The 21,269-nt window shown below is 36.9% G+C and carries 22 protein-coding genes; 9 read left to right on the top strand and 13 right to left on the bottom strand.

The genetic code is table 11. From position 1 onward, the window contains the following. Window positions 1-2 precede the first annotated feature (2 nt). Window positions 3-1,415, bottom strand: coding sequence for a DUF5723 family protein (locus tag ACUN24_RS19910; protein ID WP_445564084.1), 1,413 nt, complete (start codon window positions 1,413-1,415; stop codon window positions 3-5). Between the two features lie 30 nt (window positions 1,416-1,445). Further along, the gene (locus tag ACUN24_RS19905; protein WP_445564083.1) at window positions 1,446-3,014 is read right to left on the bottom strand and encodes a hypothetical protein; all 1,569 of its coding nucleotides are present in this window, start codon (window positions 3,012-3,014) and stop codon (window positions 1,446-1,448) included. A gap of 90 nt (window positions 3,015-3,104) precedes the next feature. Here ACUN24_RS19905 and ACUN24_RS19900 point away from each other — a divergent pair, with 90 nt between their 5' ends. The 3 genes from ACUN24_RS19900 to ACUN24_RS19890 all read left to right on the top strand — a co-directional run bounded on the left by ACUN24_RS19900 (window position 3,105) and on the right by ACUN24_RS19890 (window position 6,825). Further along, entirely contained in the window at window positions 3,105-3,491 is a 387-nt protein-coding gene (locus tag ACUN24_RS19900) for a DUF423 domain-containing protein (protein WP_029279875.1), read from the top strand. Then, window positions 3,491-5,971 (top strand): replication restart helicase PriA, encoded by a 2,481-nt coding sequence (priA, locus tag ACUN24_RS19895; protein WP_445564082.1) that lies wholly within the window; start codon window positions 3,491-3,493, stop codon window positions 5,969-5,971. Before ACUN24_RS19900 ends, priA begins: the two co-directional genes overlap by 1 nt. A 197-nt stretch (window positions 5,972-6,168) precedes the next feature. Then, a complete protein-coding gene (locus tag ACUN24_RS19890) occupies window positions 6,169-6,825 on the top strand; it encodes a protein-L-isoaspartate(D-aspartate) O-methyltransferase (RefSeq protein WP_121284707.1) in 657 nt (218 codons plus the stop codon). A gap of 72 nt (window positions 6,826-6,897) precedes the next feature. Here ACUN24_RS19890 and smpB read toward each other — a convergent pair whose 3' ends face one another. Beyond that, window positions 6,898-7,347, bottom strand: a complete 450-nt coding sequence (smpB, locus tag ACUN24_RS19885) for an SsrA-binding protein (protein ID WP_445564081.1) — start codon at window positions 7,345-7,347, stop codon at window positions 6,898-6,900. Between the two features lie 583 nt (window positions 7,348-7,930). Here smpB and ACUN24_RS19880 point away from each other — a divergent pair. After that, entirely contained in the window at window positions 7,931-8,410 is a 480-nt protein-coding gene (locus ACUN24_RS19880) for a TlpA family protein disulfide reductase (RefSeq protein WP_445564080.1), read from the top strand. 122 nt (window positions 8,411-8,532) lie between these two features. Here the strand turns inward: ACUN24_RS19880 and ACUN24_RS19875 are convergent, their stop codons facing one another. Both ACUN24_RS19875 and ACUN24_RS19870 read right to left on the bottom strand, forming a co-directional pair. Then, window positions 8,533-10,398, bottom strand: a complete 1,866-nt coding sequence (locus tag ACUN24_RS19875) for an Nramp family divalent metal transporter (protein WP_445564079.1) — start codon at window positions 10,396-10,398, stop codon at window positions 8,533-8,535. Beyond that, the gene (locus ACUN24_RS19870) at window positions 10,385-11,047 is read right to left on the bottom strand and encodes a metal-dependent transcriptional regulator (RefSeq protein ID WP_445564078.1); all 663 of its coding nucleotides are present in this window, start codon (window positions 11,045-11,047) and stop codon (window positions 10,385-10,387) included. Before ACUN24_RS19870 ends, ACUN24_RS19875 begins: the two co-directional genes overlap by 14 nt. Window positions 11,048-11,174: 127 nt before the next feature. Between ACUN24_RS19870 and ACUN24_RS19865 the strand changes: the two genes are divergently transcribed. Then, window positions 11,175-11,645: an Lrp/AsnC family transcriptional regulator gene (locus ACUN24_RS19865; protein WP_025142637.1), complete on the top strand. Its 471-nt coding sequence runs from the start codon at window positions 11,175-11,177 to the stop codon at window positions 11,643-11,645. A gap of 93 nt (window positions 11,646-11,738) precedes the next feature. Here the strand turns inward: ACUN24_RS19865 and ACUN24_RS19860 are convergent, their stop codons facing one another. The 4 genes from ACUN24_RS19860 to ACUN24_RS19845 form a co-directional block, all read right to left on the bottom strand. Beyond that, window positions 11,739-12,167 carry a GxxExxY protein gene (locus ACUN24_RS19860; protein WP_445564077.1) on the bottom strand — a complete coding sequence of 143 codons (429 nt, stop codon included), beginning with the start codon at window positions 12,165-12,167 and terminating at the stop codon, window positions 11,739-11,741. 73 nt (window positions 12,168-12,240) lie between these two features. Continuing rightward, window positions 12,241-12,888, bottom strand: coding sequence for an alpha/beta fold hydrolase (locus ACUN24_RS19855; protein ID WP_445564076.1), 648 nt, complete (start codon window positions 12,886-12,888; stop codon window positions 12,241-12,243). Next, a complete protein-coding gene (ung, locus tag ACUN24_RS19850; RefSeq protein ID WP_445564075.1) occupies window positions 12,888-13,568 on the bottom strand; it encodes a uracil-DNA glycosylase in 681 nt (226 codons plus the stop codon). Before ung ends, ACUN24_RS19855 begins: the two co-directional genes overlap by 1 nt. Window positions 13,569-13,783: 215 nt before the next feature. Further along, window positions 13,784-14,302: a thioredoxin family protein gene (locus ACUN24_RS19845; protein ID WP_445564074.1), complete on the bottom strand. Its 519-nt coding sequence runs from the start codon at window positions 14,300-14,302 to the stop codon at window positions 13,784-13,786. A 114-nt stretch (window positions 14,303-14,416) separates the two neighbouring features. Between ACUN24_RS19845 and ACUN24_RS19840 the strand changes: the two genes are divergently transcribed. The 3 genes from ACUN24_RS19840 (at window position 14,417) to ACUN24_RS19830 (ending at window position 17,107) form a co-directional block, all read left to right on the top strand. Continuing rightward, a complete protein-coding gene (locus tag ACUN24_RS19840; RefSeq protein WP_121284716.1) occupies window positions 14,417-14,956 on the top strand; it encodes a DUF2892 domain-containing protein in 540 nt (179 codons plus the stop codon). A gap of 129 nt (window positions 14,957-15,085) precedes the next feature. Further along, window positions 15,086-15,502, top strand: coding sequence for a hypothetical protein (locus ACUN24_RS19835; RefSeq protein ID WP_445564073.1), 417 nt, complete (start codon window positions 15,086-15,088; stop codon window positions 15,500-15,502). 108 nt (window positions 15,503-15,610) lie between these two features. Beyond that, window positions 15,611-17,107, top strand: a complete 1,497-nt coding sequence (locus tag ACUN24_RS19830; protein WP_445564072.1) for a M3 family metallopeptidase — start codon at window positions 15,611-15,613, stop codon at window positions 17,105-17,107. Window positions 17,108-17,168: 61 nt separating this feature from the next. On the opposite strand, the gene ACUN24_RS19825 is transcribed toward ACUN24_RS19830, so the two are convergent. Then, window positions 17,169-17,666 (bottom strand): YdeI/OmpD-associated family protein, encoded by a 498-nt coding sequence (locus ACUN24_RS19825; protein WP_445564071.1) that lies wholly within the window; start codon window positions 17,664-17,666, stop codon window positions 17,169-17,171. A 173-nt stretch (window positions 17,667-17,839) separates the two neighbouring features. Here ACUN24_RS19825 and ACUN24_RS19820 point away from each other — a divergent pair, with 173 nt between their 5' ends. Then, the gene (locus ACUN24_RS19820; RefSeq protein ID WP_121284719.1) at window positions 17,840-18,394 is read left to right on the top strand and encodes a pyridoxamine 5'-phosphate oxidase family protein; all 555 of its coding nucleotides are present in this window, start codon (window positions 17,840-17,842) and stop codon (window positions 18,392-18,394) included. An 89-nt stretch (window positions 18,395-18,483) separates the two neighbouring features. On the opposite strand, the gene ACUN24_RS19815 is transcribed toward ACUN24_RS19820, so the two are convergent. The 3 genes from ACUN24_RS19815 to ACUN24_RS19805 all read right to left on the bottom strand — a co-directional run bounded on the left by ACUN24_RS19815 (window position 18,484) and on the right by ACUN24_RS19805 (window position 21,136). After that, window positions 18,484-18,696: a hypothetical protein gene (locus tag ACUN24_RS19815; RefSeq protein ID WP_445564070.1), complete on the bottom strand. Its 213-nt coding sequence runs from the start codon at window positions 18,694-18,696 to the stop codon at window positions 18,484-18,486. 136 nt (window positions 18,697-18,832) lie between these two features. Next, a complete protein-coding gene (lysS, locus tag ACUN24_RS19810) occupies window positions 18,833-20,542 on the bottom strand; it encodes a lysine--tRNA ligase (RefSeq protein WP_445564069.1) in 1,710 nt (569 codons plus the stop codon). A 267-nt stretch (window positions 20,543-20,809) separates the two neighbouring features. After that, window positions 20,810-21,136 (bottom strand): MGMT family protein, encoded by a 327-nt coding sequence (locus ACUN24_RS19805; protein WP_445564068.1) that lies wholly within the window; start codon window positions 21,134-21,136, stop codon window positions 20,810-20,812. Window positions 21,137-21,269: the final 133 nt, after the last annotated feature.

Here is a 21,269-nt window from a genome sequence, read left to right as displayed (position 1 = left end):
GCTTATTTTCTTTTAAAGATCGAAAACAGGCTTTTAAAGAAACTGTCACTATCACTTTTGTCATTAATACCTGGTATCACATCGGCAAATTGAGGGTGGTTAACCACGTTTCCAAATTTAATGCCTACGCCCATGTAAAAAGAGGCGCCATTAGGTCCGCTGCCTACATAAGCATCTTTTTTAATTAGTCCATAAGCTTGGTAGCCTGTAGCCACAAAATTATCAGTACCCATAAACACCTCAAAGTTCGGCGTCTGGTATTTCCCTTGCAGCCCAACCATAAAAACACCATTCAAATTATATAATGGGGTAATGCTTCCTGAAAGATCGTTAACAATAAAGGTGTTTACAAAAGCGATATCCCCGCCTTTGTAAAACAGGTTTTTTGAAACGGCCAATGCGGGTTTGTAAAAACCATAACGTTTAGATAGGTAAACATCCAGTTTAGCATTGGTTGGCGCCAAAAACTTTTTGGGTTGCTCTGAAAGGAGGAAAAGGTCTTTTATTTCCTGATTCGTATTCGACTGGTTGTTTTCTATATTCTCAATAATTTTCGATTGATTTATCGTCGTACGCTGAGTATTGCTACGCCACCAGATAAAACCTAAATCTTTAACGTTAGCCATTAAAAACAAACCCTTTTTCGTGGTATAATTTGCTCCAAAACCTAATGATAAACCAGGGTTTTTAAAATTTGGGAAGAAGTTTTTCTTATCCACCTCGTTAAAATCAGAGAAATTAGCTGAATAAGTTCCTTTCAAACCAATTAACAGCGCATCTGATTCGGGATCGATGTATAAATAAGAATCAGAAACATCTAATTTGTTATAAAGTATTCCGCTCAATACACTTGCTTTTAATCCAAATGCGAGCCTTTTATTCCAGTTTTCGCGATAGGTAAAGCTGAACTGATGGTAACTTTGTTCGTAACCTTTTGTATCGAATATGCCTGTATATTGCTTATCTGGTGTGAAACGTTCGAACGAATCAAAAATAGCCAAAGTTTCGTTGGTATAATTGATATGTGCATCAGATCTGATCTGCCACGAAAACCCCATCTCTTTTTGATATTTATAAGATTTGAAAAGCCTGAATGCTGCAACATAGATATTACTGTTTTCGAAAAAATGATTCACTTCTCCAGTACCAATCGGTAAACTTCTTGTATCAAAAACACCTGTCTGCGTTAATTTCCTTATAGCCAGCCTGGAGCTTCCCATATTAATGGCATTTGTTCCAAAATAAGGTAAGAAGAAATTAGAAGAAAATCTTCGTGATGAATCTAAGGTGAAAGATTTCTGAGATGGATTTTCGAATGCATCGAACATGGTTTTCGTGCCAAAAAGCGCATATTGTTGTGCATTTGCAATCCCGAAGCTGGCTATTGCCAGTAACGTAAGTAAAAGTTTCTTCATATAAAATAGTTTCCTGGGATGGTTTCCTTATTAACGGTTACTTAATGAATCTGGTATTTCTGGTTGTATATATTTGTTTAAAAGCAAGTTAGTAATGAACTTGTTTTTATCTGAACTCATTTGGTAGCAAAAGGTATCGAAATTTTTTAAACCACTATCGGCCCGTAAATGTTTGTAGAAATTCAGTTGAATGTTGTGTCTGAAAATATCTGCAGAATTTTTGGTGTTGATATAATAGCTGATATTCGACGTGGTAGAGATCTGGTTCGCTGCATCTAAATATTGTGGCGTTTGTATTAAAAGCCTGTTGTTTTTATAATCATTTAAAAATGATTGTAAGGTGCTCGCATTATTGGCTACAACTAAATTATTATCTATAATGGCATAATAAGGCCGCGCAAATTTTTTAAAAGGCTCACCAAAATAACTGTATAAGATATCGGCCGATTTAAACACTTTAATGTCTTCGTTATAATCTGCACTTACATCAAGCAATAACTGTTTTACTTTTTCACCATTTGATAATGAAATTGCGCCTAGTTTTTCGCTGGTGCTCAACTGAAAAAGAATAAACTGATTTTTGGTATAAGTAGTAAATATCAAATTTAAATCTGTTCTGTAATCATCCTTTACTTTTTTTATAGCGGCATTGGTTTTTGAAAGTATTTTCGTCTGTTCCTGCCAGTTATTCAGTTTTTTGAGCCATTTACCATAATCATCATAAGCATAAAGTGCATAATTTGCGGTATTATCAGGCAGGATATTTTGGATAGATGTATTTTGTACGGCGGTGTTTTCGAATAATTTAAGATAATTATGCTGATCTTTTAATTCGGTACTCCCGCTGAAAAGAATTTTCTCTTTACTGAAATTGTAATTGAGTATAGCGAAACTGTTCTGTTGGTTAAAAATTGAAATCTCTCCATTAATGTTGCCGGCAATAATATTTTTGAGCAATAAGGGGGCCTGATTAAAATTAATATAAACATGGCTGAGCACATTTTTAATTTGACGGTTATTTTCCTTAATGTATTCGGTAAATGGATTTTCTGTTAAACGTACATTGGCATCATTGATCAGTTTGAGTGATGTTGATGCAGTTAATACCTGGTTATGGATACCTAAATAAACCGATAAGCTGTCATTGAGCTTCACCGTGTACAGGTCTTTAGCATTTTCGCTGATCGCTTTTTTGAATTTTAACTGTTCGTAGAGTTTTTTGATGTCATTATCACGTTGTATCTGCACGGTGATTAAAAAGTTCAGCGTTTTATTTGAGTCGGGTAGTACACTAATATAAACCTGTTGATCTTTCAGGTATCTGTTGAGCAGGTTATCGTCGATAATGTTTGCTTTCAGTTGTTTTAACAGGTTCATTTTATCCTTGCCTAAAACCTGTTGGATAAGCTGTTGCCCTTCAATGATATTGTAAAAACCTTTATCGTTTTGAAAAGAAAACACCAAAGCGGCATTATTGGTTGCCGATTGCAGCGCCAGGTCTTTCGCCTCATTATCAATTCCCAATTTCGAAAAATAGAGGTAGGCCATAAAGGCTACACCTAAAAATAATGCACTTGTTAGAATTACGATTTTTTTCATCTGCTGTGCAACAAATTTAATTTATTACATTGATTAGTGAGAAGTTCTTTGCCAATTTATTAATTTAGCGATTGCTACTAGCAATTAACTATGAATAAACGAATAATCCTTACTGCTTCTTTTTTTGGTGCTGTTGCTGTTTTACTGGGTGCATTCGGTGCCCATGGCCTAAAGGCCCTAATTGATGGGCCATCATTAGAAATCTGGCAAAAAGGTGTTGATTACCAGTTCTATCATACATTTGCACTATTGTACCTTTCTACCTTTGCCCGTTATCGGAACAAACTCATTAATATTGCTTATTTCTGCTTCACATTTGGAATCATCCTTTTTTCAGGATCGTTATATTTATTGGCTACCCGAAGCATATCGCATTTAGGATTTACTGAATTTATTGGGCCAATTACACCAATTGGCGGGCTTTTATTTGTATTGGGATGGATAATGCTCTTTTTTGCGGCATTTAAAGATAAATAATGAATACTTTCGAAAACGATATTTTTTCAGAAAGAGAAACACTTTTTGTGGAAGTTATTTTGCCATTATCTTTGGCGAAAAACTATACTTATCGGGTACCTTTTGATTTAAACGACCAGATTGCTGTTGGAAAACGGGTGGTGGTACAATTTGGAAAGCATAAAATTTATACGGCTTTAATTAGTGGGACCAGCACGTTACCACCAGTGGCGTATGAGGCGAAATATATTATTGATGTTGTAGATGCCGAACCTGTAATTACACCCATGCAGCTTAAATTCTGGACATGGATGACCAATTATTATATGTGCAATGAAGGTGATGTAATGGCGGCTGCGTTACCTGCAAGTTTAAAATTGGCCAGCGAAACCATATTGATCCTTCGGGAAGATTATAACGAAGATACTGCGCTTACCGATAAGGAAGAAATCATCATCAATGCACTGAAACAGCAACAGAAACTTACAGTTAATGATGTTTCTAAGCTACTAGGACAGAAAACGGTGTACCCGATCATCAATCATCTGTTGGATAAAGAACTGGTGCTGGTGGCAGAAGAGGTGGTGCAGAAATATAAACCTTTGCTTAAATCGTTCATCATTTTAAATGATTTTTATAGCGATGAAGAAAATCTGAAACAGCTTTTTAATGTTTTGGATAGGGCGCCTAAACAATTAGACGCTTTACTGGCTTACCTGAAATTACAAAAATCAAATCTCCCTATCTCCAAAGAACAGCTTTTAGAGGAAAGCAATTGTGGGCCAGCAGCATTAAAGGCTTTAACCGACAAAGATATTTTTGTGGTAATGAAAAGGCCGGTTAGTCGCCTGGCCGCTCACGATGAAGAGTTTAGCGTTAATTTTGAACTGAACGAAGGTCAGCAGAAGGCATTGAGCCAAATTAACCAGCATTTTGAAGAGAAAGAGGTGGTTTTGCTGCATGGTGTCACTGCATCAGGAAAAACACAGGTTTATATTAAACTGATTGAAAAAATTATCCAGAATACAGATGGACAGGTATTGTTCCTGTTGCCCGAAATTGCCTTAACCACACAGATTGTAGAGCGGATTAAACGTTATTTTGGTAATTCGATCGGCGTGTACCATTCTAAATTCAACAATAGCGAAAGGGTAGAAATCTGGAATAAGGTTAGAACAGGTGCATATAAAGTAATCTTAGGTGCACGTTCAGCTGTTTTTCTTCCCTTTCAGGATTTAAAACTAATTGTGGTTGATGAAGAGCATGAACCTTCATATAAACAATACGATCCGGCACCACGTTATCAGGCCAGGGATGCAGCCATTTATTTAGGATACCTGCACCAGGCAAAAGTGATTTTAGGTTCGGCTACGCCATCCTTAGAGAGTTATTATAATGCCTTACAGGGTAAATACGGACTTGTAGAGATGAAAGAACGTTTTGGTGGTGTTCAATTGCCAAACCAACAGGTAGTGAGTATCTCTGAAGAAACAAAGAAAAAAACGATGAGTTCGTATTTTTCGAGCGTGTTGATCAAAGATATCGACCTGGCACTTTCTAAAAAAGAGCAGATTGTGTTATTCCAGAACAGGAGGGGCTATGCCACCATTTTAATCTGTGCAACCTGTGGTTATACCCCAAAATGTGTAAACTGCGATGTAAGTTTAACCTATCATAAAAGCAGTGGGAAATTACATTGTCACTATTGTGGTTATCAGCAAAGTAGTGTAAATATTTGTCCGGCTTGTGGTTCGGTACATGTAGAGCAAAAAGGTTTTGGTACCGAGCGTATTGAAGAAGAACTCAGATTACTTTATCCGGAAGTGACCATTGCCCGGCTGGATATGGATAGTACGCGTACAAAAAATGGGCTCCAACAGATCTTAAACGACTTTCAAGAGAAGAAAACTGATATTTTAATTGGTACACAGATGGTGGCCAAAGGATTGGATTTCGACAACCTTAACCTTATTGGGGTAATTAATGCCGATACACTTTTAGGTTATCCCGATTTCCGTGCTTACGAAAGGAGCTTCCAGCTGTTGGCACAGGTTGCGGGTAGGGCAGGTAGAAGAGCCGACCAAGGAAATGTTTGTATCCAGACTTACGACGCAGAAAACCGGATTATCAAACAAGTGGTAAACAATGATTACGAAGGCATGTACAACGACGAAATCGTTGAACGCGAGAAATTCCTGTATCCGCCTTTTTCCAGAATGATATTCCTGTATGTAAAACATAAAGATTCTCATATACTAGATCACGCGGCATTCACGCTGGCTAACATCCTTAAAGGAAAATTTGGTAAACGTGTTTTAGGTCCGGAGCAACCTTTAGTAAGCCGTGTACGGAATCTTTATATCAAACAGATCATTATCAAAGCCGATAAGCATACAGCTATTCAAAAGGTTAAAGATGCATTGAGGGAGACCCTGACCCAATTTAATGCCACCAAAGAATTTAAAGGCGTTTTTACACAGATAGATGTAGATCCATACTAGAAATGAATGAATTTTGAATGATTGAATGATTGAATGGTTTGTCCATTATAACATTCTCCAATTCAGAATTCATTCATTCAATCATTCTTTAATGTGGATAATGTATCTTTCTCTAATTCAGGTAATCATTCACTAATTAAATCATTCTCTCATTTTACCCCTTGTATCACCGTTAAAAAAAGCTAATTTTGAGGCTCATGGCGTATAAATTTGTTGATAATTACCGGGAACGAGGAGCGAGAAAAAAACTGGTTGAGTTGCTAAAATCTCGCGGAATTGAAGATGAAAATGTGTTAAAAGCCATAGGTAAAGTTCCACGGCACTTCTTTTTTGACGAAACTTTTTGGAATCAATCTTACAAAGATATTGCTTTCCCAATAGGGGATGGGCAAACCATATCTCAACCTTACACGGTTGCTTACCAAAGTGAATTGCTGCACATTAAAAAAGGAGATAAAGTACTTGAGATCGGGACGGGATCGGGCTATCAAACCTGTATTTTAATGGAGCTGGGTGCTACCGTTTTTACGATAGAAAGACAAGAGAATATTTACAACAGAACGATTCAGATTTTACCTGGAATGGGTTACAGACCTACTTTTTATTGTGGCGATGGCTCTAAAGGAATTGCTGCGCACGCACCATACGACAAAATAATCGTTACCGCTGGTGCTCCCCTGGTTCCGGAGATCTTATTAAAACAGCTAAAAATTGGTGGCATTCTGGTTATCCCGGTAGGAGATGAGAAAACGCAGAAAATGGTTACTGTTATCCGCGTAAGCGAAACCGACTACGAAAAAATTGTGTTAGATACCTTTAGGTTTGTGCCCTTAGTTGGCGACCAGGCGTGGTAGTCTTTTAGTCCAGAGTCCTCAGTCTTAAGTCAATTTGGACTCAGGACTAAAGACTTCAGACTGAAGACTAAACTACCGTTTCATCGCTCTATCCAACTCCCGCTTGGTATCTCTATCCTTAATGCTATCGCGTTTATCGAATTCTTTTTTACCTTGAGCCAACGCAATCTCCATTTTAGCGAAACCTCTTTCATTGATAAAAATGCGTAAAGGAACAATGGTATAACCTTTTTCTTCGCCTTTAAGCTTTAATTTTCTGATTTCTTTTTTCTGTAATAATAATGCACGGTCGCGTTTTATATCGTGGTGATAAAAAGAACTGTGACTATATTCAGAAATATGAAGGTTGCGCACGAAAAGATTGCCGCCAATAAACATGCAAAATGCATCCGTCATGTTGGCTTTACCTTGTCTGATCGCTTTTATTTCAGTTCCTAAAAGGACAATACCGGCTATGTATTTATCTAAGAGATTGTAGTCGAAATATGCTCTTTTATTTTTTATGTTGATGTCGTTTTTCAAAATTTTAATAAGGTATTTGTTATTTTAATGTTCAGCAGTAATATAAAATATACATGCCGGGTTGCAAATATCCTAAAAAATGATGTGATAATTTAGTTTTAATTTCAATTGTATGAATTAAAGAAGTCAAGTTTGAATAGCCAAATCGCTTTAAAACTTGACTTCTTTGATATTTGGGAAATGTACGGACAGTTCCTTTGGCAGCCTCAGTCCCGCTTTTTGCTGCAACAAAAGCAGAAAAAGCTTTTGGTTTCCGCGTCAATCGGGTTTATTTAACAGAGGCTGTTGCAAGGAAACAAACCAATTGGCTACTCACAAACCCCTTGTTCCTAAACCCGACAGGAGCGAACATTCCGATCCTTCATCGGAATAAAGCGGATGGCGGGACAACGGGTACCCATGAAAAACTGGCTTTCATTTTCCAATTATAATACTTGGATTGGAGAGAAGTCAAGTTTCATGGCAATGTGAATATTTAAACTTGACTTCTCTTGGATAAAAAATGTTCATCAGTTTGTAAAAGCTAATGATATATTATTATGTTCGTATTTATTCTGTTAAGTTTGGCCATAAAATATCTAAAATGAAATTCAGAAACCTACTTTTAATCTTATTATTAGCCATTACTTTCCAGGTAAAAGCACAGCAGCCAACTTTGTTGCCCCAATTTACTTTTTACCGCCTGGATGGAAAAGCTTTTTCTAATACCGATATTAAACAAGGCAAAAAGAACCTTTTTATATTATTCGATTGTACCTGCGAGCATTGCCAGCGTGAAAGCAAAATGTTGAATACAAATTATGCTAAGTTTAAGAATGTAAATATTTATATGATTACCATGGATGAAGGTTATATCATTCCAAAGTTTTTCGATTCTTATGCCAAAGGTTTAAATGCAAAACCTAACGTGCTGGTACTACAGGATAAAAAACGAATATTTATTCCGACATTTTTACCAAAAAAGTACCCTGCCATGTACTTATATTCACCTGCAGGTAAATTATTAATGTATCAATCAGGCGATGGCGGCATCAACAAAATGATGACGGTGGTGAATAAATAATAACTATTTTTTTACCATAGATAAACACAGATTCTCATATATCTGTGTTCATCCTTTTTATCTGTGGTTAATCATAATTTAGCTCTGGGTAAGGCGTAAGCTAGGTAGGTAGCTAAATAGACTTACCTGATAATCAGTACGGGAATATTCACCTTATGCCTCACCGAATCTACAGTGGTGCCGAAAATAAGGTCTTTTAAACCTTTATGTCCGTGTGCACCCATTACCAAAAGTTCCATTTCGTTCCGGTTACTAATATCGGCTATGGCTTTACCGGTGTTCCCAAAACCAATGAAAGGCGTAGAATCATATCCAAGGTCTTCGAGATTAGCTCTGTACCTCTCCAGGTTCGCAGCATCGCTCTGCGTTTCATGGTCCATTACTTCCTTACCAAGATAGCGGGCAGCAGCAGTTTCTACAACATGGATCAGGTAATAGTGCGCATCTTTGCCACCTTGAATTAAAGCATGCCTGATCGTGTTTCTGTCGTTTTTAGAGAAGTCTACTGCAATACCAATTTTTGTATAAGTGATTTTTTCGATTTTCCCAATATCCAAAGCATCTCCATGCGGTACAATTTGTTTGGATGCATCTTTTTTCTTTTCCAGTAGTGGGTGGAAGAAAACATAGAGTAGGAGTAGTACGATGAGGATTAATGCCGGTATTACAATCACATAGATCCACCAGTTATTGGCTTCTTTTGCCCAACCGCTTATTTCTTCAACAACCAGTTTTACATTGAGTGCAATAATGGCAATAGCGCTTGCCCAAGCCAAAACTTTTACCCAAGGTTTGATTGCGAAATCTTTCATCAGTTTTTTGTCTGATGTAAAATGGATCAAAGGAATAATGGCAAAACCCAACTGCAAACTTAACACCACCTGACTTAACACCAATAAGCCACCAAGGGCATCGTCGCCATAATGCAGGATGGTGAAAAATGCAGGGATAATTGCCAGCAGACGCGTAATCAAACGTCGTAGCCAAGGTTGGATCCTTAAATTGATGTGCCCTTCCATAATAATTTGTCCGGCTAAAGTTCCGGTAACGGTAGAGCTTTGTCCGGCTGCAATTAACGCGATGGCAAATAGAGTTGGCGCTACATTGCCAAAAATATTCGAAAGGAGTTTATGCGCATCCTGAATTTCGGCTACTTCGTGTAAGCCATTTTTATAGAAAGCTGCAGCAGCAAGAATCAATATAGCGGCATTAACAAAAAAGGCCAGGTTTAGTGCTACCGTAGTATCAATTAGGTTAAATTTTAAAGCTTCTTTAATCCCTTTATTGCTCCGTTCAATTTTTCTGGTCTGTACCAAAGAAGAATGAAGGTAAAGATTGTGCGGCATTACCGTTGCGCCAATAATCCCGATGGCGATATAAAGTGCATCGCCATTTAAGATAGAAGGCTCAAAACCTTTCGCAATTTCTTTAAGTGAAGGTTCTACAATAAACATTTCAACCAAAAAGGAAATCCCCACGATAAAAACCATCGAAACGATAAAACCTTCCATGGCCCTCATGCCTTTATTTAATAAAAAAAGCAATAAGATGGTATCGAAAATGGTAATTGAAATGCCCCAGATTAATGGCAGGCCAAAAAGTAACTGTAAACCAATGGCCATCCCGATAATTTCTGCCAGATCGCAGGCAATGATAGCGGTTTGTGCCAATCCAAATAATGGAATATTCGCCCAGCGGGGGTAAGCCTGTTTTGAAGCCTGGGCTAAATCCAACCCCCTTACAATACCCAGGCGGGCACTTAGCGATTGCAAAAGCAATGCAATGAGGTTCGACATCAGTAAAACCCAAATTAATTGGTAACCAAATTTACTGCCACCTGCTAAATCTGTTGCCCAGTTACCCGGATCCATGTAGCCCACACTTATTAAATAGGCAGGGCCAATAAAAGCTAAAATTCTTTTCCAGCCTTTTCTTTTATCTGTATTTACGCTTTGATGTACTTCACTTAGTGATTCAGTTTTTGCCATTACTGCTGATTAAAATATGTTTTGCAACTTCTCTACTAATATTAACTTGTTTACCGGATAACTGGATCTCAACTGAACCATCGAAATCGGTAACATCACTAACCTGGATTTGTTTGCCAAGGGTAAGCCCTAATTTTTCTAAATGCTTTAAAAAAGCAGAACTGTGCTGACTCACGCCGGTAATGGTACCCGAATCTCCTACTTTTAATTCGATCAGTTTAATAAACTGGGTTTTGGCAAATCTTCCGTTTTTATCCGGAATGGGGTCACCATGTGGGTCTGCTTTCGGAAAACCTAAAAACTCATCTAGTCTTTCAATCAGCTCAACCGATTTAATATGTTCCAACTCTTCGGCAACATCATGTACCTCATCCCACTTGAAGTTTAATTTGTCAACCAAAAAAACTTCCCATAATCTATGTTTACGTACAATATTTATCGCTGTATTTTTCCCTGTTTCGGTTAAGGTAACCCCTTGGTATTTAATGTAATCAATCAGTCCCTTATCGGCTAATTTCTTAATCATATCAGTAACCGATGCTGGCTTAGTTTGCATTTGCTCAGCAATAGCATTGGTTTGAACGTTTATTGTTTTCTCCGCCAGATGATAAATAGTCTTTAGATAGTTCTCTTCGGTATAACTCTGCATTTATGTTTATCTAATTTTATTTTTAGGTAAATCTAAAAATTATTATTTAAAATATATATGATAAATTATGTTAAAATTTAGAATATAATTTGGTTATGTTTGTATTCTGAAATACCTTTAACACCATATGGCATCTGAATTAGATAAAATTGACTTTAAAATTTTAAGAATTCTTCAAGAGAATGGAAGAATTACCAATTTACTTTTATCACAAGAAATTGGTCTATCACCTGCACCAACTTTGGAGCGTGTACGTAAGCTCGAAATGGCAGGATATATTAAAAGTTATCATGCCCTGGTGGATGAAGAAAAACTGGGTTTAGGTATTAAAACCTTTATCCAGATTCAGCTCGATTTTCATAAAAATAACACCATCCAGATCTTTTTGGATGAAGTAAATCAAATCAAAGAAATTACCGAATGTCACCACGTTACCGGTCAGGCGGACTTTTTATTAAAGGTTTATGTGAAAGATATTAAAGCGTACGAACGTTTAATTATGGATAAAATCAGTAAGATTTCTGTAGTGAAAACATTCCAGACGATGATGATCATGTCTACTACAAAGAAAGAACCTATTGTACCTTTGGAGTATTAATAGCAAACATTATAGTTGCTAAAAAGCTAAGGTGTACTCAGGTGACTTAGGTGGTTCATCTAATTTTTTACCACCTAAGCTACCTGAGAACATCTAAGTTGGGCTTTCATACTCATTGTTAATGCCATACATAAATTCGTTTACGAAACTCTTTTTTCCATTATGAACTATATTGGTTGAATTGAAGTTAATCAACAAGCCTTTAGGTATTTTAAGCAATTTCATATACGTTAAAATCTGCGCCTCATGAATAGGCAATATACTTTCAACTGCTTTTAATTGTAATACTAAACAGTTTTCAATTACCAAATCTACTTTAAGTGTTGTATCTAATAAAACATCTTTGTAAGAAAGTATAATTGGATGTTCAGCAGTAAAATTTATATCCTGCAATTGTAATTCCCACATTAAGCACTTTTTATACACGCTTTCAAGGAGGCCAGGACCTAGAATTTTGTTTACTTCAATACAAGCACCTGTAACCTTGTATTCCAACTGGTCAAAAAAAGTTTTGTTCATCATAAAATCCATTAATTAGTTAATAATGTTTTTTGGGATGATTTAAACAATTCGTTGATTGAATCTGTTGATCGAATTATAAAAGCAATTTATCAATAATTCCCGAAATTTCCTTAGCATTTTGATAAACCATGAAGTGGGTTCCATTTTCGATTACAAAATCGGGTTTTGCAGTTTTAGAATAGAGGATTTTATCATTCGTGCCATGGATGTGAAAAATCCTTGCTGGTTTAATCTTATTCTCCCAGCTTAATATACTTCTAATAGCCCATTTCAAAAAATAGGGATCAGTATCCTTAATAATTTTGCTCAGTAATGTTTTCTCGCTACTAGATCGTGTGCCGAAATAGTAATTCTGTGTGAGTTGGTTTGATGATTTTAAAAGCCTTGCTGGAATAAAATTCAATAAACCTAACTTCCCTGCGAAGCGATATAATGCTGGCAGCTGAGTACTCAACATGGTGCTGGAAATGATAATCGTTGTTGCAGGTTTTAAAACCTTTGCTATTTCTACTGCAATCATCCCTCCAAAAGAAACGCCAACCAAAGCAAAAGGTTGAGATTTGTCGATAACTTTGCTCAACCTTTCTGCATAAGCGGACAGTAATTCATGTTTAACCGGATTGATCCACTCTATATGAATGATATTGATTTTTTCATTCAGCTTAAGCTTAGAAAAAATCCTTTTATCGGCACCTAAACCGCTGATAAAATAGGTGTTCATTAGGCTGGTAAGTTCCAGTCGATTGGTGTTAAATTATTCTGAACCAGAAGCTGATTTGCTTTCGAAAAATGTTTCGATCCAAAGAAACCATTGTAGGCAGAAAATGGCGATGGGTGAGCAGCTGTAAGTACATAATGTTTCTTTTGATCTATTAATGATGCTTTTTGCTGAGCGTATTTACCCCACAACAAAAAAACAATATGCTCGCGTTTTTGAGATAAAGCCTTAATAATTTCATCTGTAAAAATTTCCCATCCCCGGTTTTGGTGTGAACCAGCCTCCGAAGCACGAACTGTTAATGTCGCATTTAGCAACAACACACCCTGTTCTGCCCAATGGGTTAAGTGGCCATGATTTGGTGTTTTAAAACCTTCAATATCGGTTTCCAGCTCTTTGTATATATTCTTTAACGAGGGGGGAACCGCTACACCGCGCTGTACGGAAAAAGAAAGGCCGTGTGCCTGGCCAATGCCGTGATAAGGATCCTGACCCAAAATGACAACTTTTACCTGATCAAATGGCGTTGTATTTAATGCATTGAAAATATCAGCGCCTTTAGGATAAACCGTTGCACCATTGTTTTTTTCTTCCTGTAAAAAAGACTTCAGGTTTTTCATGTAGTCTTTTTCAAATTCTTCCTCTAAAACGGCTAACCAACCTGGTTCTAATGCTACAGACATAATATTGATGTAAGATGTATTTAAATGTATGATGTAAGCGGAGTAATGTCTTGTAAATAAATTTTTGGTCGATGGTTTTATAGATCATGGTCAATGGTCAGAGTGGTTAAGTATAAGCCAATAGGTTATCCACTATGAATGACGACTTAGCCAATCAACCATGAAACTATGAACCATTAGACTATGAACCTTGAACCAAAAAACTCTCAAAAAGTTTAAGATTTTTTCTTGTATATCGCCAATAAATCCCCCTCAAGGCTTGTTTTAGGGCCTTCAGTAATCCTGCCCAATTCTTTACCTTTTTTGTCAAAAACTATAAATGTGGGTACCCTCGAAATATCGAGGCCGTCTAAAATGCCATTTTCAGCTTTTTTATTACCGTCAGCGGCTATAATTTCTATGTTTTTCTCTTTAAAGTGTAAGGCATCTAAAATTTTAAAAAAGTTTGGAACATTTGCTTTGCTGTCGCCACACCAGGTACCTAACACAATTTTGATCTTTTCATTTTTAACCAGTTTTTTCAATTCGATCATGGTTGCGGCATCTGGTATATATGCCGCATAAAGTGGATCGTACATTTCTTTAAACTCAGGAAAAGTGGTAATACCTTCACGCGTACAAGCATTAATTAAGATATCTTTATTGTGAACTTGATCATGGATTTTTTTATTAACTTCCTGTGCAGAAACGTTCATTGCGATTACAATTAGGGTTATAGAAAAGAGGATTTTCATATTTACGGGACGGTTTTTGTGAGCTTTTAAATTTTTACTGAAATTATTGTTTTAAAATCTAATTTCTGCCATTTAAACACGATATTTGCAAAAAAAAACAATTAGAATAAATTTATGCCAAATATTATCAGATTAATTGCGGGGTTTGCTTTACTGGGTGGCGCAGTAGCTTTATTTATTTTCGGTTTCTGGCCATGGGGTATTGTTTCCATTTTATTGGGGATAATTGTACTGGTAACCTATTTCTTTAATGAGAACATGCTTTTAGCACAATGGTTCCTCAGAAAAGATAACATGCCTAAAGCAAAAATGTTTTTAGATCGGATTACCAATTATGAAACACAGTTGATTAAAGTTCAACATGGTTATTATAATTTATTGATCGGGTTAATTGAAAGCAGAACAGCACCGATGAAGTCAGAAAAATATTTCAAAGCTGCTTTGAGCCTGGGCATGCAAATGGATCATAACATTGCTTTAGCAAAATTAAGTTTAGCAGGTATTGCAATGGCTAAGCGTAATAAACGCGAAGCGACCATGTATCTTGCTGAAGCGAAAAAAGCAGATAAAAATAAATTATTGGCTGATCAGATTAAACAAATGAAAGATCAGATGGGCATGATGGACAAACAGCAGCAAGTTCGTTACAGATAGTATTGATCACATCTTATATAGAGCCATTTCAAAATTGAGATGGCTTTTTTGTTTCAGCTCAGTTTTGTTTATTGAAAATTGCAGCATATAAATTACTATTTTTATGGATAATCTAACTTTTAAATATTCATGAAAAAAGTATCTTATTTACCCATGCTGGCTTTTTTAGCCATTCTGGGTGCCTGCAATAACAAAAAAAATGCTGGAGAAAGCAGCGAAAGCTTTTCAACGGCCAATCCTTTTTATAAAGCAAGCGAACTTGCCTTTCAGGCTCCGGCTTTCGACAAAATTAAAAACGGCGATTTTAAACCGGCATTGGAAGAAGGGATGAAGCAGCAAATGGATGAAATCCAGAAAATTGCTGATCAGACCGATGCGCCTGGCTTTGAAAATACCATCTTGGCGATCGAAAAAAGCGGACAACTGCTGAGCCGAACATACATGGTTTTTAACCTGCTTACAGGCGCCAATACCAATCCTGAATTGCAAAAGGTTAAAGAAGAGGAAGCTCCCAAATTAACTGCAAATACTGATGCCATTTACTAAAATACCAAACTTTTTAATCGGGTAGAAACCCTTTACAAAAAGAAAGATCAGCTGAAGTTAGATGCCGAATCGTTGCGCTTACTGGAGTATTATTACCAAAAATTTGAATTGGCAGGAGCAAAGCTATCTGACGCTGACAAAGACAAGCTTAAAGAGCTGAATAAAGAAGAAGCTACTTTGGGCGCGAAGTTTACCGCACAGTTACAGGCAGCAGGTAAAGGTTTAAAAAATACTACGCAACAACCCGAATTGCAATCTATGACCGATCGTGCCAAGAGAGAAGAACTTTTTAAGAAATCATGGAACAGGGCAGAAAAAGGCGATGCAAATGATACCCGTAAAATAATTTCAAGAATTGCGCAGATCCGTTCTGCTCAGGCGGCATTGCTTGGCTTTAAAAATTATGCAGCCTGGAAATTGCAAAATCAGATGGCTAAAACACCTGAAGCAGTAGAAGATTTTTTTAGCAAAGTTATTCCTGCTGCTACCGCGAAAGCAAAAAGTGAAGCGGCAGATATACAGGCCGTAATCGATCAGCAAAAAGGTGGCTTTAAGTTAGAGCCATGGGATTGGGATTTTTATGCCGAACAAGTTCGTAAAGCAAAATTCGATCTTGATGAAAATGAGGTTAAACCTTATTTCGAGTTAAATAAAGTACTCATTAACGGTGTGTTTTATGCTGCAACACAACTTTACGGAATTACTTTTAAAGAACGTAAAGATTTACCTGTTTACCAGGAAGATGTTCGTGTTTTTGATGTGATGGACAAAGATGGAAAACAGCTAGGCCTGTTTTATTGCGATTACTATAAACGTGATAACAAAGATGGTGGTGCCTGGATGGATAACCTTGTTCCACAATCTAAGTTATTCGGCACAATACCTGTAATTTATAATGTCTGCAATTTTGCAAAACCCGAAGCCGGAAAACCAGCATTAATTAGTTTTGACGATGTTACCACCATGTTTCATGAATTTGGACACGGTTTACATGGTCTGTTTGCCAATCAGCAATATCCCAGTCTTTCGGGTGCGAACGTAGCCCGCGATTATGTAGAATTTCCTTCCCAGTTTAATGAACATTGGGCTTCTGATCCTAAAATACTGAAGAATTATGCCCTTCACTATCAAACCGGAGCACAGATGCCGCAGGCTTTGCTGGATAAAATTAAAAAGGCGAGTTCGTTTAACCAGGGTTATATTTTTACTGAAGCTTTGGCAGCAGCCGATCTGGATATGCAATGGCATACAATTTCTCCGGGTTCACCATTGGAGGATGTAGATAAATTTGAAGCCGAGGCTTTAAAGAAAACCAATCTAAATTTATCGTATGTGCCGCCACGTTACCGCTCCAGCTATTTTCTGCATATCTGGAGTAATGGCTACGCCGCAGGTTATTACGCTTACAGCTGGACTTCTATGCTTGAAAATGATGCCTTTTCTTGGTTTCAGGAGAATGGAGGATTAACCAGGGCAAATGGTCAGCGTTTTAGGGATATGATTCTGTCCAAAGGAAATACGGAAGATCTTGGCAAAATGTTTTTTAATTTCAGGGGACATAACCCTGATATTAAACCAATGCTTAAAAAGCGAGGATTATTATAAAATAACACCATAGTACAAAGGACAGTTAATAATTGGCCTTTGTACTATAATGAATAATGCTTTAAATCCCATCTCTACCGATAAACCGTTCTTTGCCCAAAAGAAACTGAATAGCTTTTTTTACATTACGGTCAACCGATTCTTCCGTTTTAAGGTTGGCAATATAACGTATAATTTCTTTCTGTAAATAAGGGGCTAGGCTATCAAATATATCTTTAGCTTGTTTATTTTCTGCTAAGGCCTTTACCAGTTTAGGATTGATACTAATTGTCCGTTTTTCCGTATCAAATTCAATTTCGAAAGTTGCGATATCTCCAACATCTTTACTTGCAGCCTTACGCATGGGCGTATTGAGGTACAAACGCCAATCTCCGGCATATTTAACCAGCGTTTGTTTAAACTCATGACCATCAATTTTCATTTTAACAGGAAGCTGTCCCTTATTTTTTCCAGATTGATGAAAAATATAGTTCAATGCTTCTTCTGGTACGAATACAAAAGGGTTGATGCCTATAATTTTAATCTCAGCCTTAAAAGATTTCGGTTTTTTGATATCCATTGATTAAAGATATTGCCTTTCATTAAAAATCCATAACCATATCAATAAATCTGTTCTCCGTTACTGCGCTAAACACTCGTCGCCAACCGCTATGCGCCTTTCGCTGTCCGCTTTCCGCAAAAACTCAAAACCAAATTCTATTTTCCATTGTAGTTTATATAAAATCTAAAAATATGGCAACATCACAAGAAGGAAGTACGAACAATACTCAGGAAGAAAATAACATTAAAGATCTGGGTGGCAAAGCAGCTATCGAAAAACTGAGGGAGTTGGCAGAAAAAGCTGAAAGTTGTTTTTTCTGTACCAATATTAAAACGGGTATCCCTTTATCCGTAAGACCAATGGCTATTCAGCAGGTGGATGATGAAGGAAATATCTGGTTTATGAGCATGAAAGACAGTCATAAAAATGATGAAATCTCTGCCGATCCCTTTACACATTTGCTGTTTCAGGCAGGTGCCCATTCGGGTTTTGTAAATATTTATGGTATTTCTGAAATCAGCAGGGATCAGGCCAAAATTGACGAACTTTGGAGTCCGTTTATTAAGACTTGGTTTCAGGGCGGAAAGGATGATCCGAATATCACTTTAATTAAAGTAATCCCATCAGAAGGATACTACTGGGATACCAAACACGGCACAGCCGTTGCATTTTTGAAAATGGCTGCATCCGTAATTACAGGAAAAACAATGGATGATTCAGTAGAAGGAACTCTGGAGGTGGATTAATAACCAGCGCGTCATGCTGAATTTATTTCAGCATCTGATAGACCCTGAAATAAATCCGATAACTATCGGATCAGGGTGACGGTCATATTTTACTTATCTCCTAAATAATCGAATCCTTCAAATTCTTCTCTTTGAGCTCTTTTGCTTAAGATATCATCCTCTTCGGTTTGTACTCTTGAGAAGAACAAAGCTTCGGCCTGGATTCTTTTTATTAATTGGCGTACCAGCGTTAAATCAAAAGCATCTTTGCTTAATTTAATGCAGTATTCTCTTTCGTTGATTTCTAAACTTGACGTATTCATATCGCAATGATTTTAATTATCGATTGCTGTAAATATAGAAAAGGCTTGCTAAACATTTGTTAGCAAGCCTTTTAAGTTTATGTTATGTTTGTGTTAAAATCTGGTCTCGTATTTTACCGTTAGATTAACAAATTAACTATTTATGCGATAGAAATAAGCCATCATCTGTTTTGGCAACTTTCAAGATTCCTTTTGCTGTTAAAGCCTTTAAAGTGGTATCCCATTTCTTGTTGCTCCAATCGGCTAGCTTCCCTTTTACTTCAGTTAACAGGTATTGTTCACCTTCCGAGACCAATGCATATAATTCTGTTTCTTCAGGTGTCATTTCTATTTTCTTTTTCTCCGGGCGCATCTGCGGGAAGAATAAAACTTCCTGGATGGTACTTTGATTGGTCATTAACATCACGATACGATCGATACCAAAACCTAAGCCTGAGGTAGGAGGCATACCATATTCTAAAGCACGAACAAAGTCATCATCCATGGCCATCGCTTCGGCATCACCACGATCAGCAAGTTTCAACTGATCTTCAAAACGTTCTTTTTGATCAATCGGATCATTCAGCTCTGAATAGGCATTTCCGATTTCTTTACCATTCACAAATATTTCGAAACGCTCTACCAATCCTTCTGCACTACGGTGTTTTTTAGCCAACGGTGTCATTTCGATCGGGTAATCTGTAATGAATGTAGGCTGGATTAAATTAGCTTCTACCTTATCACTGAAAATTTCATCTACTAATTTACCGCGGCCCATTGTAGAATCGGTTTCGATGCCTAATGATGCACAGGTTTGCAAAAGATCCTCTTCAGTCATTTTCGAAACATCAATTCCTGTATATTTTTGGATCGATTCGTACATGGTCAGTTTTTCGTATGGCCCTTCGAAATTGATATCGTTTTCACCAACTTTAACTACTGCCGAACCATTGGTTGCAATGGCTACTTTTTCTAAACATTCTTCAACCATAGCCATCATCCAGATATAATCTTTATAGGCTACATAAATTTCCATTGAAGTGTACTCTGGATTATGCGTACGGTCCATTCCTTCGTTACGGAACATTTTACCGAACTCATAAACGCCATCAAAACCTGCAACGATCAATCTTTTTAGGTAGAGCTCATTCGCAATACGCAGGTAAAGCGGCATATCTAAAGTATTGTGGTGTGTAGCAAAAGGACGCGCCGCTGCACCACCGTGTATAGGCTGTAGGATAGGGGTTTCTACTTCCATCCAACCTTGCTCATCAAAGTAATTGCGCATGCTGTTAATTACTTTGCTGCGTTTGATGAAAATCTGTTTATAGTCAGGATTTACCGTTAAATCTACATAACGCATGCGGTAGCGTAGTTCCGGATTGGTAAAACCATCGTAAACATTGCCTTCATCATCACGTTTAACGATTGGTAAAGGACGCAGTGACTTAGAAAGCACCTTAAATTCGGTAACATGTACAGAAATTTCTCCTGTTTGTGTAGTGAATACGTATCCTTTAACTCCAATGAAATCGCCGATATCTAAAAGTTTTTTAAATACCGTGTTGTATAAGGTTTTATCATCACCAGGGCAAAGTTCATCACGCTTTAAGTAGATCTGAATTCTGCCGGTAGAATCCTGTAACTCGGTAAAAGAGGCAGCACCCATAATATTTCGGCTCATAATTCTACCTGCCAATACTACGGTCTTGTATGCTGTCTTATCTACTTCATAGTTAGCTAATATATCTGCTGCATAAGCATTTACTTCATAAGCTTCTGCAGGATAAGGCTCAATGCCTAATGCACGTAATTGTTTTAGCGACTCACGTCGTAATACTTCTTGTTCTGATAATCCTATACTCATTTCAGGTATTTTTTGCAAAATAATAATTTTGCATTTTTTGTTATTATTAAATTTTGGTGCTTTAATGGAAAAGAAATAATTAGCTGGTTAAATTTTGAATTTATATTGAAAAAAATCAATTTTCAGTACCAATTAGTTATCCATTTAAAACAGATGGTTGCAAAGATAAGAAAGCTATTGTAATTACTAAATGCTTTATTTGATATAACACCTTATTTGAGAATGTTAAAGCCCAACGGGGTAAGAAATATAGATTATTTGTGGCACCTATTCCAGATCAATTAAAGGATCCCAGAATACTTTTTTAAGGTTTTGAACTTTAAGGTTTTTAACTTCCACACCTTCGCGTTCGAGGAGTTGCTGTCTTTTTGCTGTAGATGATGGATCGCCGCTGAGTAAGCCGTTGCTGCTAATTACCCTATAATAAGGAACAGGAGGCTGTGCTGCCCCGCAAGCGCCAATAGCTCTGGCAACCATTCTCGATAGATTAGGAGTACCAATGGCTTTTGCAATTGCACCGTACGAAGTGACCCTGCCTTTGGGTATTTCTCTGGTTAAATCCCAAACCTGCTCAAAAAATAAATCGTGTTTCATTGTTTTTGCAAATGATAGGTAAAGCTAATAAATAAATCTCTTCATAAATTTTAATAGGATTTCATCGGGTAAATTTTTTCAGCGATATGAACTTAGTGTTTTACAGATGTTATATTTGTTTGTCTTAGCCATT

The sequence above is a fragment of the Pedobacter sp. WC2501 genome (assembly GCF_052682415.1).
Note: the sequence above shows the minus strand (reverse complement) of the source record. Positions and strands in the feature narration are given on the sequence as shown.

What these genes read in the sequence shown, in the direction of transcription:
- ACUN24_RS19910 (WP_445564084.1), bottom strand. Translation starts at nt 1,415, where the DNA reads ATGAAGAAACTTTTACTTACGTTACTGGCAATAGCCAGCTTCGGGATT.
- ACUN24_RS19905 (WP_445564083.1), bottom strand. Translation starts at nt 3,014, where the DNA reads ATGAAAAAAATCGTAATTCTAACAAGTGCATTATTTTTAGGTGTAGCC.
- ACUN24_RS19900 (WP_029279875.1), top strand. Translation starts at nt 3,105, where the DNA reads ATGAATAAACGAATAATCCTTACTGCTTCTTTTTTTGGTGCTGTTGCT.
- priA (WP_445564082.1), top strand. Translation starts at nt 3,491, where the DNA reads ATGAATACTTTCGAAAACGATATTTTTTCAGAAAGAGAAACACTTTTT.
- ACUN24_RS19890 (WP_121284707.1), top strand. Translation starts at nt 6,169, where the DNA reads ATGGCGTATAAATTTGTTGATAATTACCGGGAACGAGGAGCGAGAAAA.
- ACUN24_RS19880 (WP_445564080.1), top strand. Translation starts at nt 7,931, where the DNA reads ATGAAATTCAGAAACCTACTTTTAATCTTATTATTAGCCATTACTTTC.
- ACUN24_RS19875 (WP_445564079.1), bottom strand. Translation starts at nt 10,398, where the DNA reads ATGGCAAAAACTGAATCACTAAGTGAAGTACATCAAAGCGTAAATACA.
- ACUN24_RS19870 (WP_445564078.1), bottom strand. Translation starts at nt 11,047, where the DNA reads ATGCAGAGTTATACCGAAGAGAACTATCTAAAGACTATTTATCATCTG.
- ACUN24_RS19865 (WP_025142637.1), top strand. Translation starts at nt 11,175, where the DNA reads ATGGCATCTGAATTAGATAAAATTGACTTTAAAATTTTAAGAATTCTT.
- ACUN24_RS19860 (WP_445564077.1), bottom strand. Translation starts at nt 12,167, where the DNA reads ATGATGAACAAAACTTTTTTTGACCAGTTGGAATACAAGGTTACAGGT.
- ACUN24_RS19855 (WP_445564076.1), bottom strand. Translation starts at nt 12,888, where the DNA reads ATGAACACCTATTTTATCAGCGGTTTAGGTGCCGATAAAAGGATTTTT.
- ung (WP_445564075.1), bottom strand. Translation starts at nt 13,568, where the DNA reads ATGTCTGTAGCATTAGAACCAGGTTGGTTAGCCGTTTTAGAGGAAGAA.
- ACUN24_RS19845 (WP_445564074.1), bottom strand. Translation starts at nt 14,302, where the DNA reads ATGAAAATCCTCTTTTCTATAACCCTAATTGTAATCGCAATGAACGTT.
- ACUN24_RS19840 (WP_121284716.1), top strand. Translation starts at nt 14,417, where the DNA reads ATGCCAAATATTATCAGATTAATTGCGGGGTTTGCTTTACTGGGTGGC.
- ACUN24_RS19835 (WP_445564073.1), top strand. Translation starts at nt 15,086, where the DNA reads ATGAAAAAAGTATCTTATTTACCCATGCTGGCTTTTTTAGCCATTCTG.
- ACUN24_RS19825 (WP_445564071.1), bottom strand. Translation starts at nt 17,666, where the DNA reads ATGGATATCAAAAAACCGAAATCTTTTAAGGCTGAGATTAAAATTATA.
- ACUN24_RS19820 (WP_121284719.1), top strand. Translation starts at nt 17,840, where the DNA reads ATGGCAACATCACAAGAAGGAAGTACGAACAATACTCAGGAAGAAAAT.
- ACUN24_RS19815 (WP_445564070.1), bottom strand. Translation starts at nt 18,696, where the DNA reads ATGAATACGTCAAGTTTAGAAATCAACGAAAGAGAATACTGCATTAAA.
- lysS (WP_445564069.1), bottom strand. Translation starts at nt 20,542, where the DNA reads ATGAGTATAGGATTATCAGAACAAGAAGTATTACGACGTGAGTCGCTA.
- ACUN24_RS19805 (WP_445564068.1), bottom strand. Translation starts at nt 21,136, where the DNA reads ATGAAACACGATTTATTTTTTGAGCAGGTTTGGGATTTAACCAGAGAA.